Here is a 14,242-nt window from a genome sequence, read left to right on the forward strand (position 1 = left end):
CCCACGATTTTTCCTTCTTAATTACTGTTTGCCGGACAACGGAGCTGACGTTTGCGCATGTGAAAAATACCACCGCCATTAGGATCATTTTTCCCAAAAGGAATAAAGCGGAGGGCTACGTAAGCATCCGCATGATCAAGATTATGACGGAACAGGTTGGTAAAGAGGCTGTAGGAGCCAAAGATCAACGGTCCTAAACGGAATCCTGCACCCAGATCTGCCTGCCCGTTATGATTCAATACGAATGGCATATAGGCGCCAAAGTATTCCTTTTCATAACGTGGTGTGATCATGAACTGTGTCATGCCATAGGTTTTGTAAATATTGTTTGGACCAGCATTTAGGGAGAGATCCAGATTTGCTGCAACAAAGAATTTATCGTTGATATTATAATCTCCGGTGAGATGCAGCATGGTAGGCAGACTCATTTTAAAATGCGGATCGGTAGGCAGTGGTGTAAACAGGCTGTTCAGCTGCCTGGTATATTGTTTAATGCTCTGGTTCTTTTTATACAGCAGCGCATATGGATCGATGGATTCGGAGGCCAGCGCAAGATCTGTATTGGTAGGGGCTTTGGAGTAGCCTATCCGACCGATATCCGTAATAGAAAAGCCGATACGGAACTGGTAATCATCGGAGGCAGGGTTCCAGTGGTCGCCTACATAGTCGCCAAAGCCGTCGTTATCAGGTCTGTATTCGTATATGAGTCCGATGTCGGCGCCGATGCCACTGTTGCCATTAGGTTTCAGGTTGCTGAGAGAAGGTTTGTTCCAGTGTTCTATATTCTCGGTATAGGCATAACGCATAACGCCACTGCTCACGCTGCCGCTGCGGTTCGTGTTAAGGGTGAAGCGCGCATTGTCTACCGAACCGTACCCGGCAGCAACACCGGCAAGATATTTAATGGTAATGCCACCTTTCCAGATGCCGCCATAGGCATTGCGTAATACGCGGGCATAGCTGAGGGAGAATTCGTGCCAGATGTTGGTGGCAGCGGCGGCATGATTTATAGCGAAGGATTGGTTTTTATATTCGGGATTAGGGAAGTTATTTCCGAAGAAGTTGACTTGTTCTGTTGGGACATTTCCGCCATTGCTGCTGCTTCGTATGCGCCAGATGAAGGAGATGGTTTGTTTTTCGTCGATGGAATACATGACAGATGGCATCATGATTTCGGCCATTTCCCAGGCGTTCTGTCTTCTTCTTGCGGCGGTATCAAGGAAATAGTCCTGGTTTCTCCGAAACGTATCCGGCGGATGGAATAGCGCCTGCTTTGTAATTTTCATGTAGGTGTTGCCTGCTTTGGCGTCAACACCAAAGATGTTGAGGTCCCATTTGTACCTGGTGGCAGCGGCGCTGGCCGGATTGGATAGGATACCGTATACACCGGCATAATTGCTTTGGTGAAACCCGGCAAAAGTCTGGGCCGATGCGGATATACCGCACGACGAGGCCAAAACAGCAGCAAATAGGATCTTTCTAACAGTAGTCATTTGTTGGCTCTGAAATAAAAAACGATGAATTATTGCGCATGAATGCTGCGCGTTCCTGTCATTGGTTCATAGGTCTGGTTACAAGGACTGCAACAGGTTACAGCTTGATAACAAGATTCGGTTTCTCAATAGATATGCGCTCTTCACGATTCTTTGCTTACAAGATATGCTGCTATATTACTCTGCTTTGAAATAAAAGCGTATCGGACCAAACTGTACTTCAGGTGCATCCGGGTTAGCGTTATATTTCATTTGCATTGCTGCTTTACGTGCGATTTCGATAAGACGGTCGTTGCTGATGGTAGATCCGCTCATGGTATAATTGGCTGCTATCACATTTCCCTGCCTGTCTACCTTGATATTGATGGCGACGTAGCCGGTCTCATCGCTGTCGTAGGTTACACTTGGTTTACCTACCAGGCTTCTTCCTTTCAGTGCAAAGTCAGAACGGCCGCCGCCGAGTCCGCCGCCACCCGTATATCCCTTAGCGTTAGGATCTCCGTTGATCTGGCCTCTGTCGCCGGGTTTGCCGGTATTGCCCTCACCAGGAGAGTTGTTGGAGCCATTGGCGCCATTACCGCTATGTGCGTTATTGGTGGCTACACCACCGAACACTGCTTTAGGCTTGGCCACAGGTGCAGGAGGTGCAGGTTTTTCTGCAGGAGGAGTTGGAGCAGGTTTTTTTACTGGTTTTGCAGGTTTCTCCGGTTTTGGTTCCAGTGTTTTAGGCAGTTCTTTAGGAGGCTTTACAACTGGTTTCTCTGGTTTCTTCACTTCAGGCGCGTCGGCGTCATTATCTGTCGCGATGTCCTGTGGAGGTGTTGCATTGTCTTTGGCGACTTCCTGCTGCGGTACCGCTTCAGGTGCCGGTGTTTCAGCAGCCGGAGGATTAGGGTCAAGCGGTTGAACCTCTCCCATACCATCATCGGAAGTACCGAGGTTCACTTCCATGCCAAGGTCCTGATTGGGTGGGGGAGGAGGTGCTGAAAAGCCTGCGAATAACAGTGCTACTAACAGTAACGCATGTACGCCGATTGTTACACCTAAGGCCTGTATATTTTTCTTCCCGTTTTTTTCCTCCATTGGTAGCTACTTATAAACGCTTCAAAGTTAAGAATTACGCATTATGTTATGCTAATATCTGATTAATATTTTATTTTTGTGTCCCTTCATGAAACCGCTCCATCATACAATCTCGTTATACCGTAATGCCTATTCCGGACTAGCTCCTGCTACATGGTGGCTTTCACTGGTTTTGCTGATCAACCGTAGTGGTACTATGGTAATACCGTTTATGACGGTTTATCTTACACAGCACCTTCATTTTTCCATTGGCCAGGCCGGCATGGTGATGGCCTGTTTCGGAACAGGCGCCATCGTTGGTGCAACGCTTGGCGGCTGGCTGTCGGACCGTATCGGGTTTTACCAGGTACAGTTCTGGAGCCTATTCCTTAACGGATTATTATTCATTTTATTGGGTCAGATGCATACCTTTCCGCAAATCTGCGCCTGTGTATTTGTGCTGAGTTCTGTCGGTGATGCCTTCCGGCCCGCCAACAGTGTGGCTATTGCAGCCTACAGCAAACCCGAAAACAGGACCCGTTCCTATGCGCTGAATCGTTTAGCCGTTAACTTAGGATGGTCCGTCGGGCCGGCTATAGGTGGTATCCTGGCCAGTTTCAGCTATAACCTGCTGTTCTGGGTGGACGGTGCTACCTGTATGTTCGCTGCCATTCTCATGCGCGTGTTCCTGCCGCCGGTACCCGCTCCCGCCAAAAGTCATGCCGATAAAACCGAAAATAAGGATTCAGTCTGGTCAGATAAAATCTATATCCGGTTTTTATTTTTTGCGATGATCAACGCGATCTGTCTCTTCCAGTTTAATAGCATTGTGCCCCTGTTTTTCAAAGAGGTACTCCATATGCAGGAATGGGCCATCGGGTTGAACATGTCTATCAACGGCATCATGATCGCCGTGATAGAAATGGTGATGATCTATCACCTGGAAGGACGATATCCTAACCTGATCTTCATTACCCGTGGGGCACTGATGGTTTGTGCTGCCTATATCTTCCTGGCAGTAATGCCACCGGTATGGGCCTGTGCTTCTGCGTTTATGGTTATTATCACCTTCGGTGAGATGTTCAGCCTTCCTTTTATGAACAGTTTCTGGATACAACGAAGTAAAGACCATAGCCGCGGACAATACGCGGCACTATACACGATTTCCTATTCTGTCGCCAATATCGTTTCGCCTACTTCCGGCGCTTTTGTAGTAGGCCACCTGGGATTTCGTTTATGGTGGATCATTACCGCAGGTGGTTGTATTTTGTCTGCCGCAGGCTTTTATTGGTTGCAGAAGAAAATGGTGAAATCATAGTCATTAACTGCCTATGTATCTCTCCGGCGAAGAATCCGGGTCGCCATTGGCGACCCGGATTCTTCGCTTTTGCGGCTGCCGAAGGCAGCCGCAAAAGCGAATTAACAAATAGAAGAAAAACAAAAATTGTTAAACGATATACAAATATTGTCCTGATCTTGACAAATTCGGCAAAAAATGAGTAAAATTGGTAAATGAAAGTTATCCAATTTACCGTTCCGGTCGCTGATGAAGGCTCCGTTGTAGTACAGGAGGACATCTTACCATATTTCTACCATTACCTGCACCGCCACAAGGAGGCGCAGATCACCCTTATCATCAAAGGGGAAGGTACCCTTATCACCGGTAACTATACGCAGCCATTCAAGGCCGGAGAGATATATGTTATCGGCGCTAACCAGCCGCATATGTTTAAGGGCGATGCCAAATACTTCGAAAATCAGCAGGAGAAAAATATACACGCCATACATATCTTCTTTGACCATGAACATGCGCTGCAAGGTCTGCTGGCGCTGCCTGAAATGGAGGGCGTCCGTAAGTTCCTGCAACAGTCAAAGTTCAGCCTGCAACTGCCGGCCATGTTCGAAGAGCGATTTGGACCGGATATAGTACGTATCTCCAGACTGACAGGTGCCGAAAGGCTCCTGGCCTTTATGCAGCTGCTTCTGCAAATGACTAAACAGGTGAAGGAATGGAAGTCATTATCTACCGGCTTCTCCCGCTACGCTTACAGTGAATCGGAAGGTTTGCGCATGAATGATATCTACCAGTATACACTGGAACATTATGCAGAAAATATCACCCTGGGGAAAATTGCTTCTGTGGCTCATCTTACCACATATGCCTTCTGCAAATACTTTAAAAAACATACGCGTAAAACATACCTGGAATTCCTCAACGAAATCCGTATCAATATAGCCTGTAAAAAGATTATCAGCGGGGAATACGACAGCATTGCTTCGGTTGCCTATGCTACCGGTTATAACAATCCTATTACCTTCAACAGGGTATTCAGGAAGATTACCGGCATGTCGCCTTCCACCTACGCCCGGCAATACCGATTCGGTATGGAAACCGCTGCCAGAGACGGTGTGCTGTTATCATTAGAATCCTGACACAACAAAATCTAGATAAAAAAAATCCCGTCTCTATTGAGTAGAGGCGGGATTTATATTTTTAGAGAATATCGTACAATTAATGTGCGAAATCTTCCATGTAATCTCCTTTAATACGCTCCATCGGCGGATTGAAGTAACCATATTTCAGATCAGGGAATTCCTCCTGGATCATTTCCAGCAGCTGCTTCATACCGTAACAGTCGCCCGTTTCAGTAATATTCATTCTGCCCATGTACCAGTCCGGATCAATGTTGAAGTTACGCCACTGGATCATATTCAGGCCTGTTTCACGTATCAGTTTACGCAGGGCCTGGTATTCATCTTCGCTATCGGTAATGCCAGGGAATACGAAGTAGTTGATGGATGTCCAGCCACCGAATTCACGTACCACTTTCAGGCTCTCCACGATATCTTCAAACTGGTAGTTGTTAGGACGATAGTATGGTGTATAGTATTTCTCCTGTGCGGAGTTCATACTTACACGGATACTGTTGAGTCCGGCCTCACACAATGCGCGCACTGCATCAGGCTTGCTACCGTTGGTGTTGATATTGATGCTGCCTTTAGGCGTATGTTTTCTTATTTCGATAATAGATTCGCGGATGGTTTCCCACATTAGCAGTGGCTCGCCTTCGCAACCCTGTCCGAAGCTAACGATAGGGAAAGGTGCTGTTTCCAGGTGAGGAACCGTATATTCAACGATCTCTTCTGCCGTAGGCTTGAAACGCAGACGGTCCTGGGTAGATACGATGCTTTCTTCTTCCGGCTGGAAGGAGATACAACCTACACAGTTGGCATTACATGCAGGAGAGGAAGGAATAGGACATTCCCATCTTCCCATAAAATAATTACGGGCAGCAGGACAATGATAGGTCAGCGCGCAGTTTTCTGCGAGATGCTGTACCAGTCTGTTATGCGGATAGGCTTCCAGCAGTTGGTTTACGCCCTGTTTTACTTTTTTGTCGTCGAAGCCGGCACATTCCTGACGGATATCCGCTTCGATACGGGTAGCAGGTACATAGAACTTACCATCGAGCCAGCCTACTGCGGTATAGCAGAAGAGCGGCAGGGTAGGTGCGTCTGGCATGGTTTCATATGCAGCCAGGTAAAAGCCGGTATGCGCAGGTGGAATAAAAGCGGCTACTGCCCAGCCTTTATCACACAGCTGCATTTCTCCGTTTTCCACGCTGATACCGATACCACGACGGCCGGGAAGTTCATATAAATTTCCGCCTTCGGGTAATTCTATCCACTCATCGGCTTCAACAGGCCATGCATCCCAGCCACTGCGGCCGGTTACGGTCATTGAAGTGTCTTCAAAGATATTACCGTTCCCGTCGGAATAAAGTATATAAGGTGTTTGCTTTAATACCGCCATAATTCTTATTAATAATGATACAGGCTTCTTTATGAAAGCCTGCTTTTGCAAAATGCGTTAACTGCTTCCTGTTCTTCCTTACCAGGCAGATCGATGGTTTCTAACTGCAGGATCTTGTTTGTTCTGAAATCTATTGTAAACAGGTCGTTACGCAAAATTACATTATTCAGCTCGTTCCAGCCAATCTGCCTCGGAGTGAAGGTTCCTGGCACTTCTATGCCATTCTCATCCATCCTCAGCCACGTTGGCTGCAATATTTTATATTCTGCCCATCCGATGAAACCCAGGCCCAAACCGATGATAATCAGCTGTAAAGCGCCCAGTGGCTGCAGGTGCGACAGGAAATACAAACTGCCGGTCAGACTTACAAATACCTGTAAAAGTCTGGTAAAAGTATTGGCAGAGGCAAAATTGCGGAACTTCTTGGCCAGGAAGGGGAACAGCACGCTGAAAAGCCCTACCAGCAAAAAGGCAACCGCCAGTAACCAACTCGGATGTTCGCTCCTGGTAACAGCGATGGCATTTACCAGTAACACCACCCCGGCCACACCATGCATGACAGGCAATAAGCGCAATCTGCTGTTGGCATTGGGATGAATGATTCGCAGTCTGTACATAGATATATTATTGATTAGCGCTTACCAGCAGGTTACAGAGTTTGAACAGTACACGTGCACCTACGTTGGCATCCCATTCGTCGTGGGAAGCAGCTACTTCGTTCAGATCGAAACCGATCAGCTGACGGCCACTCGCGATAACACGTTTGAACAGGTAATAGATCTGCTCTGTTTCAAAACCGCCACTCACCGGTGTACCGGTATGCGGACATAATTTAGGATCCAGTCCGTCAATGTCGAAGCTGATATAAACCTGCTGCGGTAAAGTTGCAACGATGCTGTCGCAGATGGCTTTCCAGGTTTCACCCTCGAATTGTCTTTCCTTGATGTCTTTATCGAAGAAAGTCACCACACGGCCTTCACTATTGTTGATATAGTCCACTTCTTCTTCACAATAGTCACGGATACCTACCTGTACCAGCTTTTTCAGCTGTGGTACTTCGGCCAGTGCATTGAACATGATAGAAGCGTGAGAATATTTGAATCCTTCGTAGGCATCACGGAGGTCGCAGTGTGCATCGATCTGGAGGATACCGAAATCGCCTTTGTGTTCACCGATAGCTTTGAAGAAGCCAAGCGGCGTACTGTGGTCACCACCTACCAGGCCAACCAGCTTGCCGTTTGCCAGCAGTTCACGGGTTTGGGTATACACCCATTCGTTCATTGCTTTGGTGCCGCTGTTAACATCCACTACGGTTTTTTTCAGAAATTCATTTTCTGAAATATCTCCGCCTTCTGTCAGGAATTTCAGATAAAGTTCTGCTTCTTTACGCAGATAATCAGAGCGTAATAACAGGTGTTTGTCTGGTTCACGCATGAAAAAGCCTGCTTTCCAGCCATCTTTTACATCTGCATCGTACAGGTCTACCTGGAAGGAAGCCCTGAAAATATGCTCAGGACCACGGGCGGTACCATTGCTATAAGATACAGTTACTTCCCATGGAACTGGTAATAATACCAGTTTCGCATCTTCTTCCTGAAAGGGAAGTCCGAAAATGTTGTTCGACAGGAGGCCCACTGAGTTGGGGTCAAATTGAGATAAATCAGCCATGATAAAATCTTACATTTCTAAATTCCGCGCAAAGATACTATTATGTTTACTTACAGCCCGATTTCATTAAAAAAGAATTGCCTTTTATATAAATTTTGTCGTCGGCAAGTCATTTTGCGTTAATTTTGCGCAATTAATCTGGAGTAGATAAGATCAGGTACATTGCAATGGATTTGAAATATAGAATGGTAAAGGGTTTTGCGCTTGTATCAATACAATAGGGAAGATAATTTTTATATGAAAAAAACAAATATTATCCTGCTGGTGGTTATTGCAGTGGCAATAGGAGTAATCATAACGATGGTTGGTGATTTCAGTACCTATGAAACATTTGCGACCGCGCGTCAGAAAGAAGGGAAGGAGTTTCATGTAATCGGCACACTCGATACACTCCAGACAATGTCATACGATCCTTTAAAGGATGCTAACTTGTTCAGCTTTTTTGTGAAAGATAAAAAAGGAGAGACCCGTAAAGTGGTATTCTATGGTGCTAAACCGACCGACTTTGAGAAGGCCGAATCCGTTGTGCTCACTGGCAAAATGGATGGTACTGAGTTTCATTGCAGTAAAATACTGATGAAATGTCCGTCAAAGTATAAAAACGATCAGGTTGCCATGGGTAATCAGTCTCTTTAATTTTTATCTGTAGATTTATGAAGTTTGTAGGGGAACATTTATTACCAGGTCAGCTGGGTCATTTCTTTGCCGTACTGGCGTTTGTAGCATCTTTAGTAGCGACTGTTTCCTACTATTGCGCCGTGGTAAACAAGGAAGACCTGTTGAAAGATTCCTGGAAGAAGATAGCAAGATGGGGTTTCTTTATTCAATCCATAGCGGTTGTAGCCGTATTTATCTGTCTTTACCATATTCTGTATAATCATTATTTTGAATATAAATATGCATGGCGCAATACCTCCCGCGACCTGCCTGTTCAATACCTCTTATCCAGTCTCTGGTCCGATCAGGAAGGTAGCTTCCTGCTCTGGAGTATCTGGAACAGCATACTCGGTATCGTCCTGATCCGCACCAGCGGTAAATGGGAAAACCCGGTGATGTCTGTGATCTCCCTGTCTCAGTTTATGATGAGCAGCATGCTGCTAGGTATCTATATCCTTGGTTATAAGGTCGGTAGCAATCCATTTATGTTGCTGCGCCAGGCACAGGAAAACCAGGCAGCGCCAATTTTCCAGCAAGCCGAATACCTCAGCTTCATCAAAGACGGTAATGGCCTGAACCTTACCCTCCAGAACTACTGGATGGTAATTCACCCGCCAATTCTGTTCCTGGGCTTTGCCTCTATGACCGTTCCTTTTGCCTTCGCTTTTGCAGGTATCTGGACCCGCGACTATACCGGCTGGACTAAACCTGTGTTGCCATGGGCGCTCTTTGCAGTAATGCTCCTGGGTACCGGTATCATGATGGGTGCCGCATGGGCGTATGAATCACTGAACTTCGGTGGCTACTGGTCATGGGACCCTGTAGAAAACGCCTCGCTTGTACCTTGGCTCCTCATGGTAGCCGGTGTTCATACCTGCCTGGCCTATAAATCCACAGGTCATGCCCTGAAATCTACTGTATTCTTCTTCTTCATGGCCTATATCACCATTCTGTATTCCACCTTCCTCACCAGAAGTGGTATCCTGGGTGATTCCTCTGTTCACTCCTTCACCGACCTTGGTATGAGCGGACAGCTGCTGATCTTCATGGCGGCATTCACCATCCCGTCTGTAGCACTGATGATCATACGCCGTAAAGAAATTCCTAACATTAATAAAGAAGAAAGTACTTATTCCCGCGAATTCTGGCTGTTTGTAGGTTCCCTGGTGCTGCTGATCGCAGGTATCCAGATCACCTTCACTACCTCTATTCCGGTTTGGAATAAACTACTTGACCTGACTGGCATCAGAGGGCTCCTCAAAATAGACCAGATGGCGCCTCCGTCAGATCCACTCTTCCATTATAATAAGATCCAGATATGGCTGGCCATGATCCTCGGTATACTCACCGCCGTGGTTCAGTTCATGAAATATAAAGACACGCCTCGCGGTCAGCTGACCAAAAAACTGCTGGTACCAACCGGTATCTCCCTGGTGGCTACCCTGGCGATCATCTTCTCCGGTGGCGTACACTACACCGATTATGGCGCAGGCTTCCTCGCAGCGATCTACTTTATGCTGTTTGCCAGCATCTATGCCATCGTGGGTAACCTGATGTACATTTTTACCGGTCTTAATGGTAAACTCAAAGCTGCCGGCGCTTCCATCGCTCACGTTGGCTTTGGTATGGTGTTACTGGGTATCTTGCTGTCATCTGCCAAAAAAGAAGTGATTTCCATCGATAAGATGAAAATGCTCAGCCAGGACCTCTTCCGTAAGGAAGCTAAACAGGTGGCACGTGAAAATATCATGCTGCCTAAGAATATCCCGGTAGAAATGGGTGATTACCACGCCACCTATATCGGTGACTCCACCGCTTCCGGTGATGCGAAAGTATATTTCAAGGTAGATTATGAACGTAAGGATAAAGCAGGCAACGTCGTAGAACGCTTCCGCCTGTACCCTAACTCATTCGTCAATGCCAAGGAAAATGCCCTGACGTCTAACCCGTCATCAAAGCATTACCTGACAAAAGATATCTTCACCTATATCACCGCAACACCGCCGATTAAGAGCAAAACCGCTCCGGCAAACGATACTGCAGACTATGTTTCCCATGACGTGAAGCCAGGTGATTCCATCTTCTTCTCCAAAGGGTTCATGATCCTGAAAGATATCAATACCAAACCTTCCAATAAGAACTATCAGGCCCAGATCGGCGATCTGGCCGTTGGTGCCGACCTGGAAGTTTATACCCAGACAGACGACCACTTCAATCTGCAACCGGTATACCTCATCCGCGACAGCTCTTACCAGTACAGTATCGAAGATACCCTGGCGCCGCTGGCACTGCAGGTACGCTTCAGCAAAATCATGCCTGCTGAAAATAAAGTGCAGATCAGAGTGAAAGAAGTAGACGACAGCACTGATTACGTGATCATGAAAGCACTTGTATTCCCATATATCAACGTATTATGGTTGGGTGTAATCGTAATGGTAGCCGGTACCTTTATTAGTATTGTCTACAGAGTACGCCTGAACAGAGGCAGTGATAAAAAAGGCACGGTGAAATCAGTACCGCCTTTGAAAGAACGTGTATAATGTGTTATAGTAATCTGTATAAAAAGAAATGGCGCATCAATCGATGCGCCATTTCTTTTTATACTCAATTATTGTTGTTTTATAAAGCCCTGCCGTAGATACGGCCGGGCATTTTTTTCTGATTTTGATTAATAACTAATTTGATTCATAGGTATAGTATAATAGAGGCCCTGCGTGGAAACGAAGGGCATGGCTCAAATGTGGCTTACGTCGGTATGAAGTAAACCGTAGGATCTTCAGGATGGCTCCACGTGCTGACGGGCGCCCGATAATACAGTTGTATTTAAAATGTGCTCCATTTCTTTCTTACAGTACTCAGCTCCAATTCGAGGATAAAGCACATCATAGGCTTCGTATAAAAGATCAGCATAACATATACAGTTAATACCTTTCTTTTTTAATTGACATACCAGTTGTTTGCCGTATAGCCAGTGAGTGCCTCCGACATTATATATCACAATAGATATGTTGTAATGCTGTATTACCTGGTGAAATTGATGGGTAGCGTCGGTAGTGATTACCTGGAAGTGAGGTGATAGCTTTGCTGATAGGACCTGGGTAAAAAGGTGGTCCTGGTCGTAAATTAATACATACATGACGGCAGGGTCTTTGAGGTAATAAAATGCTGCCGCGCATTAAGTTTGAAAAAAATAATGCGCGGGACTCAATTCAACGCTTCCAGGCAGCGAACCAAGGAAAGCGAAGAAAAGAGCCCGCGCATAAGATGTACGCGGGCCTCGTACCCAGCTTTTAAATAGTTCTTGGTTTCGCTGCCTAACTATCTAAAACGGTGTAACGATGCCTTGCAATCAATTTTTGGGATCGCAAAGATAGGCTAATATAGTCTTTTTTTTAAAAAGTTAGCCGTACGGCTAAGAAAATTTCGTCGCGGTTCAGGCATTTTGGATCGTGGACTATAAAACTATCATACTGGTAAATTTAGGCGAAGCAATCCGCAGGCGCCGCAAAGCAATGGGGCTTACCTTGTTGGAACTCGAAGTTGCAACTGGCATAGCTGAGGGCGATTTGTCCAAGATTGAAAGGGGAAAGACAAATGTTGAATTTACTACCATTATCCGTATTGCCTTTGCACTGGGTGTGCAGGTATCTGATCTTTACCGGATAACCTGGCCTGATAATAAAACTAAATAATTTAGTAATTTAGAAAGATGGTTGACAATGTCCATCTGTAAGTTTTAAGGCATTAATAAATGATTAAATGGTGCCGGATAATTATCCGGCACCATTTTTTTATGCGATTTTTGATCACTATATCTTCCTAAATTTATCTTCCAAAACCCTGATTATGAAACGTAGATGGTTTCGTATTTTTTTAATAATTGTATCCTCCCTGTTTATCCTGTTCCTGTTGGGTCCAAAACCACCAGAACCGGTTTATAGAAATATATTGCCGGCAGTGCCGCTACAGCCGGATGCACTGGATGCGTACATACGTGCCGGCGAAGATTCATTACCTGTTAAGCCGGATAATGAAGCCCGCATTGTATGGGCAGACAGTCTCCATCATAAAACACCATACGCCATTGTGTATCTCCATGGCTTTTCCGGTAGCCAGGAAGAAGGAAATCCGGTACACCGCGATTTCGCGAAAAAGTTTGGCTGCAACCTCTACCTGTCACGCCTGAACGAACATGGTCTCGTTTCTCAGGACCCGCTCCTGCATATGACCGCCGAAGGCCTCTGGAATGATGCCTGTAAAGCATTAAGCATCGGAAAGGCGCTGGGTGAAAAAGTAATTATCATGAGTACCTCCACCGGTGGTACCCTCGCGCTGCGACTGGCAGCAAAATTCCCGAACGATGTATATGCGCTGCTGAATATGTCGCCCAATATTGCCATCAATGATAAATATGCCTTCCTGGCGAATGACCACTGGGGATTGCAGCTGGCACGCCTTATCTCCAAAGGAAACTACCGGGTAGGAAAGGATACCAATACCGTGCATCATCAGTACTGGAATAATACCTATCGCCTCGAAGCCGTGGTACAGCTCGAAGAACTGCTGGAAACGACCATGCTGCCGTCTACTTTTGAGCAAGTGCACCAGCCATCACTTACCATGTATTATTATAAAGATAAAGACCACCAGGACCCCACCGTGAAGGTATCCGCTATCCTGGCCATGAACCGCGATCTTGGTACACCAGCTGATCAGAAAATAGCGGTGCCGATTCCGGGGGCAGGCGCCCATGTGCTGGGCAGTAACCTGACCAGCAAGGCAGTACCGAGGGTGGAAGAAGTAATGGATAGCTTTGCCATACACACCTTGCATATGAGACCTTTGGGAGGTATGTATTAAATCTCAAATCTTTGTTTAACTTGTGGTAACATTCCGATAGTAAGGAGCGTTTATTGCATATGCGTCCGCTGAAAAAAATCGTTTTATTCCTTTCCCTGATAGTGGGTAGTTTACTCTGTAGCAACCGTGCTGCAGCGCAGCAGCCCCATGGCGCAGACAGTATCGCATTGCACGCAGTGGTAGTAGGTACCGATACTATACCGGTTATTACACTGGCCATTTTTGATGTAGTTGATAAGTTGCCCAAAGCCCTGCGGAAAGAAAGAGAACGCTGGACAAGATTACGCAACGCCGTATATGTTACCTATCCATACGCCAAATCTGCTGCCCGTATCCTCAAAGATGTAAACATCGAGCTGGCAAAATTACCGAATGGCCGCGCCAGAAAAGCCTACCTGGCCAGCAAGGAAAAAGAACTCAAGGCCCAGTTTGGGGATAAGCTCACCAACCTCTCCGTTTACCAGGGTAAGGTGCTGATGAAGCTGATAGACCGCGAAACAGGACAAAACTGCTTTGAGATCATTAAAGAGCTGAAAGGCGGCTTTAATGCCCGTGTATGGCAAACCGTGGCATTCTTCTTCGGGGGGAACCTCAAAAGCGATTACGATAAACAGGAAGATAAAGACATTGAAGTCATCGTCCAGGAGCTGGAGATGTACCAACATTATCGCGCCTTTAACTAACCCGC

General features: G+C 46.3%; 13 protein-coding genes. 7 read left to right on the top strand and 6 right to left on the bottom strand.

Annotated features, from left to right (window positions below):
* Nucleotides 1–17 precede the first annotated feature (17 nt).
* Nucleotides 18–1,493 (bottom strand): DUF5723 family protein, encoded by a 1,476-nt coding sequence (locus tag F3J22_RS12470; protein ID WP_167017583.1) that lies wholly within the window; start codon nucleotides 1,491–1,493, stop codon nucleotides 18–20.
* 177 nt (nucleotides 1,494–1,670) lie between these two features.
* Nucleotides 1,671–2,576 carry a hypothetical protein gene (locus F3J22_RS12475; protein WP_167017585.1) on the bottom strand — a complete coding sequence of 302 codons (906 nt, stop codon included), beginning with the start codon at nucleotides 2,574–2,576 and terminating at the stop codon, nucleotides 1,671–1,673.
* A gap of 88 nt (nucleotides 2,577–2,664) precedes the next feature.
* On the opposite strand from F3J22_RS12475, the gene F3J22_RS12480 reads away from it, so the two are divergent.
* Nucleotides 2,665–3,873 (top strand): MFS transporter, encoded by a 1,209-nt coding sequence (locus F3J22_RS12480; protein WP_167017587.1) that lies wholly within the window; start codon nucleotides 2,665–2,667, stop codon nucleotides 3,871–3,873.
* 194 nt (nucleotides 3,874–4,067) lie between these two features.
* Entirely contained in the window at nucleotides 4,068–4,988 is a 921-nt protein-coding gene (locus tag F3J22_RS12485; protein WP_167017589.1) for an AraC family transcriptional regulator, read from the top strand.
* 79 nt (nucleotides 4,989–5,067) lie between these two features.
* Here F3J22_RS12485 and F3J22_RS12490 read toward each other — a convergent pair whose 3' ends face one another.
* The 3 genes from F3J22_RS12490 to F3J22_RS12500 are packed head-to-tail and all read right to left on the bottom strand — an operon-like array spanning nucleotide 5,068 to nucleotide 8,037.
* Nucleotides 5,068–6,369 (bottom strand): radical SAM protein, encoded by a 1,302-nt coding sequence (locus tag F3J22_RS12490; protein WP_167017591.1) that lies wholly within the window; start codon nucleotides 6,367–6,369, stop codon nucleotides 5,068–5,070.
* 29 nt (nucleotides 6,370–6,398) lie between these two features.
* Entirely contained in the window at nucleotides 6,399–6,986 is a 588-nt protein-coding gene (locus F3J22_RS12495; protein WP_167017594.1) for a hypothetical protein, read from the bottom strand.
* A gap of 7 nt (nucleotides 6,987–6,993) precedes the next feature.
* Entirely contained in the window at nucleotides 6,994–8,037 is a 1,044-nt protein-coding gene (locus F3J22_RS12500) for an agmatinase family protein (RefSeq protein ID WP_167017596.1), read from the bottom strand.
* A 237-nt stretch (nucleotides 8,038–8,274) separates the two neighbouring features.
* Between F3J22_RS12500 and F3J22_RS12505 the strand changes: the two genes are divergently transcribed.
* Nucleotides 8,275–8,673 (top strand): cytochrome c maturation protein CcmE, encoded by a 399-nt coding sequence (locus tag F3J22_RS12505; RefSeq protein ID WP_167017598.1) that lies wholly within the window; start codon nucleotides 8,275–8,277, stop codon nucleotides 8,671–8,673.
* A 17-nt stretch (nucleotides 8,674–8,690) separates the two neighbouring features.
* Nucleotides 8,691–11,234: a cytochrome c biogenesis protein CcsA gene (gene ccsA / locus F3J22_RS12510; protein ID WP_167017600.1), complete on the top strand. Its 2,544-nt coding sequence runs from the start codon at nucleotides 8,691–8,693 to the stop codon at nucleotides 11,232–11,234.
* Between the two features lie 236 nt (nucleotides 11,235–11,470).
* Here the strand turns inward: ccsA and F3J22_RS12515 are convergent, their stop codons facing one another.
* On the bottom strand, nucleotides 11,471–11,830 hold the full coding sequence (locus tag F3J22_RS12515) for a hypothetical protein (protein ID WP_167017602.1): 360 nt from the start codon (nucleotides 11,828–11,830) through the stop codon (nucleotides 11,471–11,473).
* A 313-nt stretch (nucleotides 11,831–12,143) separates the two neighbouring features.
* Here F3J22_RS12515 and F3J22_RS30850 point away from each other — a divergent pair, with 313 nt between their 5' ends.
* The 3 genes from F3J22_RS30850 (at nucleotide 12,144) to F3J22_RS12530 (ending at nucleotide 14,237) form a co-directional block, all read left to right on the top strand.
* Entirely contained in the window at nucleotides 12,144–12,386 is a 243-nt protein-coding gene (locus F3J22_RS30850) for a helix-turn-helix transcriptional regulator (RefSeq protein WP_205195197.1), read from the top strand.
* A 154-nt stretch (nucleotides 12,387–12,540) separates the two neighbouring features.
* On the top strand, nucleotides 12,541–13,554 hold the full coding sequence (locus F3J22_RS12525; RefSeq protein ID WP_167017604.1) for a carboxylesterase: 1,014 nt from the start codon (nucleotides 12,541–12,543) through the stop codon (nucleotides 13,552–13,554).
* Nucleotides 13,555–13,613: 59 nt separating this feature from the next.
* Nucleotides 13,614–14,237, top strand: coding sequence for a DUF4294 domain-containing protein (locus F3J22_RS12530; protein WP_240155041.1), 624 nt, complete (start codon nucleotides 13,614–13,616; stop codon nucleotides 14,235–14,237).
* Nucleotides 14,238–14,242: the final 5 nt, after the last annotated feature.

This window comes from Chitinophaga sp. Cy-1792, assembly GCF_011752935.1.
Lineage (GTDB): Bacteria > Bacteroidota > Bacteroidia > Chitinophagales > Chitinophagaceae > Chitinophaga.

Excerpts from the sequence above, each read along its gene's own strand:
- F3J22_RS12470 (WP_167017583.1), bottom strand. The coding sequence starts at position 1,493 with ATGACTACTGTTAGAAAGATCCTATTTGCTGCTGTTTTGGCCTCGTCG.
- F3J22_RS12475 (WP_167017585.1), bottom strand. The coding sequence starts at position 2,576 with ATGGAGGAAAAAAACGGGAAGAAAAATATACAGGCCTTAGGTGTAACA.
- F3J22_RS12480 (WP_167017587.1), top strand. The coding sequence starts at position 2,665 with ATGAAACCGCTCCATCATACAATCTCGTTATACCGTAATGCCTATTCC.
- F3J22_RS12485 (WP_167017589.1), top strand. The coding sequence starts at position 4,068 with ATGAAAGTTATCCAATTTACCGTTCCGGTCGCTGATGAAGGCTCCGTT.
- F3J22_RS12490 (WP_167017591.1), bottom strand. The coding sequence starts at position 6,369 with ATGGCGGTATTAAAGCAAACACCTTATATACTTTATTCCGACGGGAAC.
- F3J22_RS12495 (WP_167017594.1), bottom strand. The coding sequence starts at position 6,986 with ATGTACAGACTGCGAATCATTCATCCCAATGCCAACAGCAGATTGCGC.
- F3J22_RS12500 (WP_167017596.1), bottom strand. The coding sequence starts at position 8,037 with ATGGCTGATTTATCTCAATTTGACCCCAACTCAGTGGGCCTCCTGTCG.
- F3J22_RS12505 (WP_167017598.1), top strand. The coding sequence starts at position 8,275 with ATGAAAAAAACAAATATTATCCTGCTGGTGGTTATTGCAGTGGCAATA.
- ccsA (WP_167017600.1), top strand. The coding sequence starts at position 8,691 with ATGAAGTTTGTAGGGGAACATTTATTACCAGGTCAGCTGGGTCATTTC.
- F3J22_RS12515 (WP_167017602.1), bottom strand. The coding sequence starts at position 11,830 with ATGTATGTATTAATTTACGACCAGGACCACCTTTTTACCCAGGTCCTA.
- F3J22_RS12525 (WP_167017604.1), top strand. The coding sequence starts at position 12,541 with ATGAAACGTAGATGGTTTCGTATTTTTTTAATAATTGTATCCTCCCTG.
- F3J22_RS12530 (WP_240155041.1), top strand. The coding sequence starts at position 13,614 with ATGCGTCCGCTGAAAAAAATCGTTTTATTCCTTTCCCTGATAGTGGGT.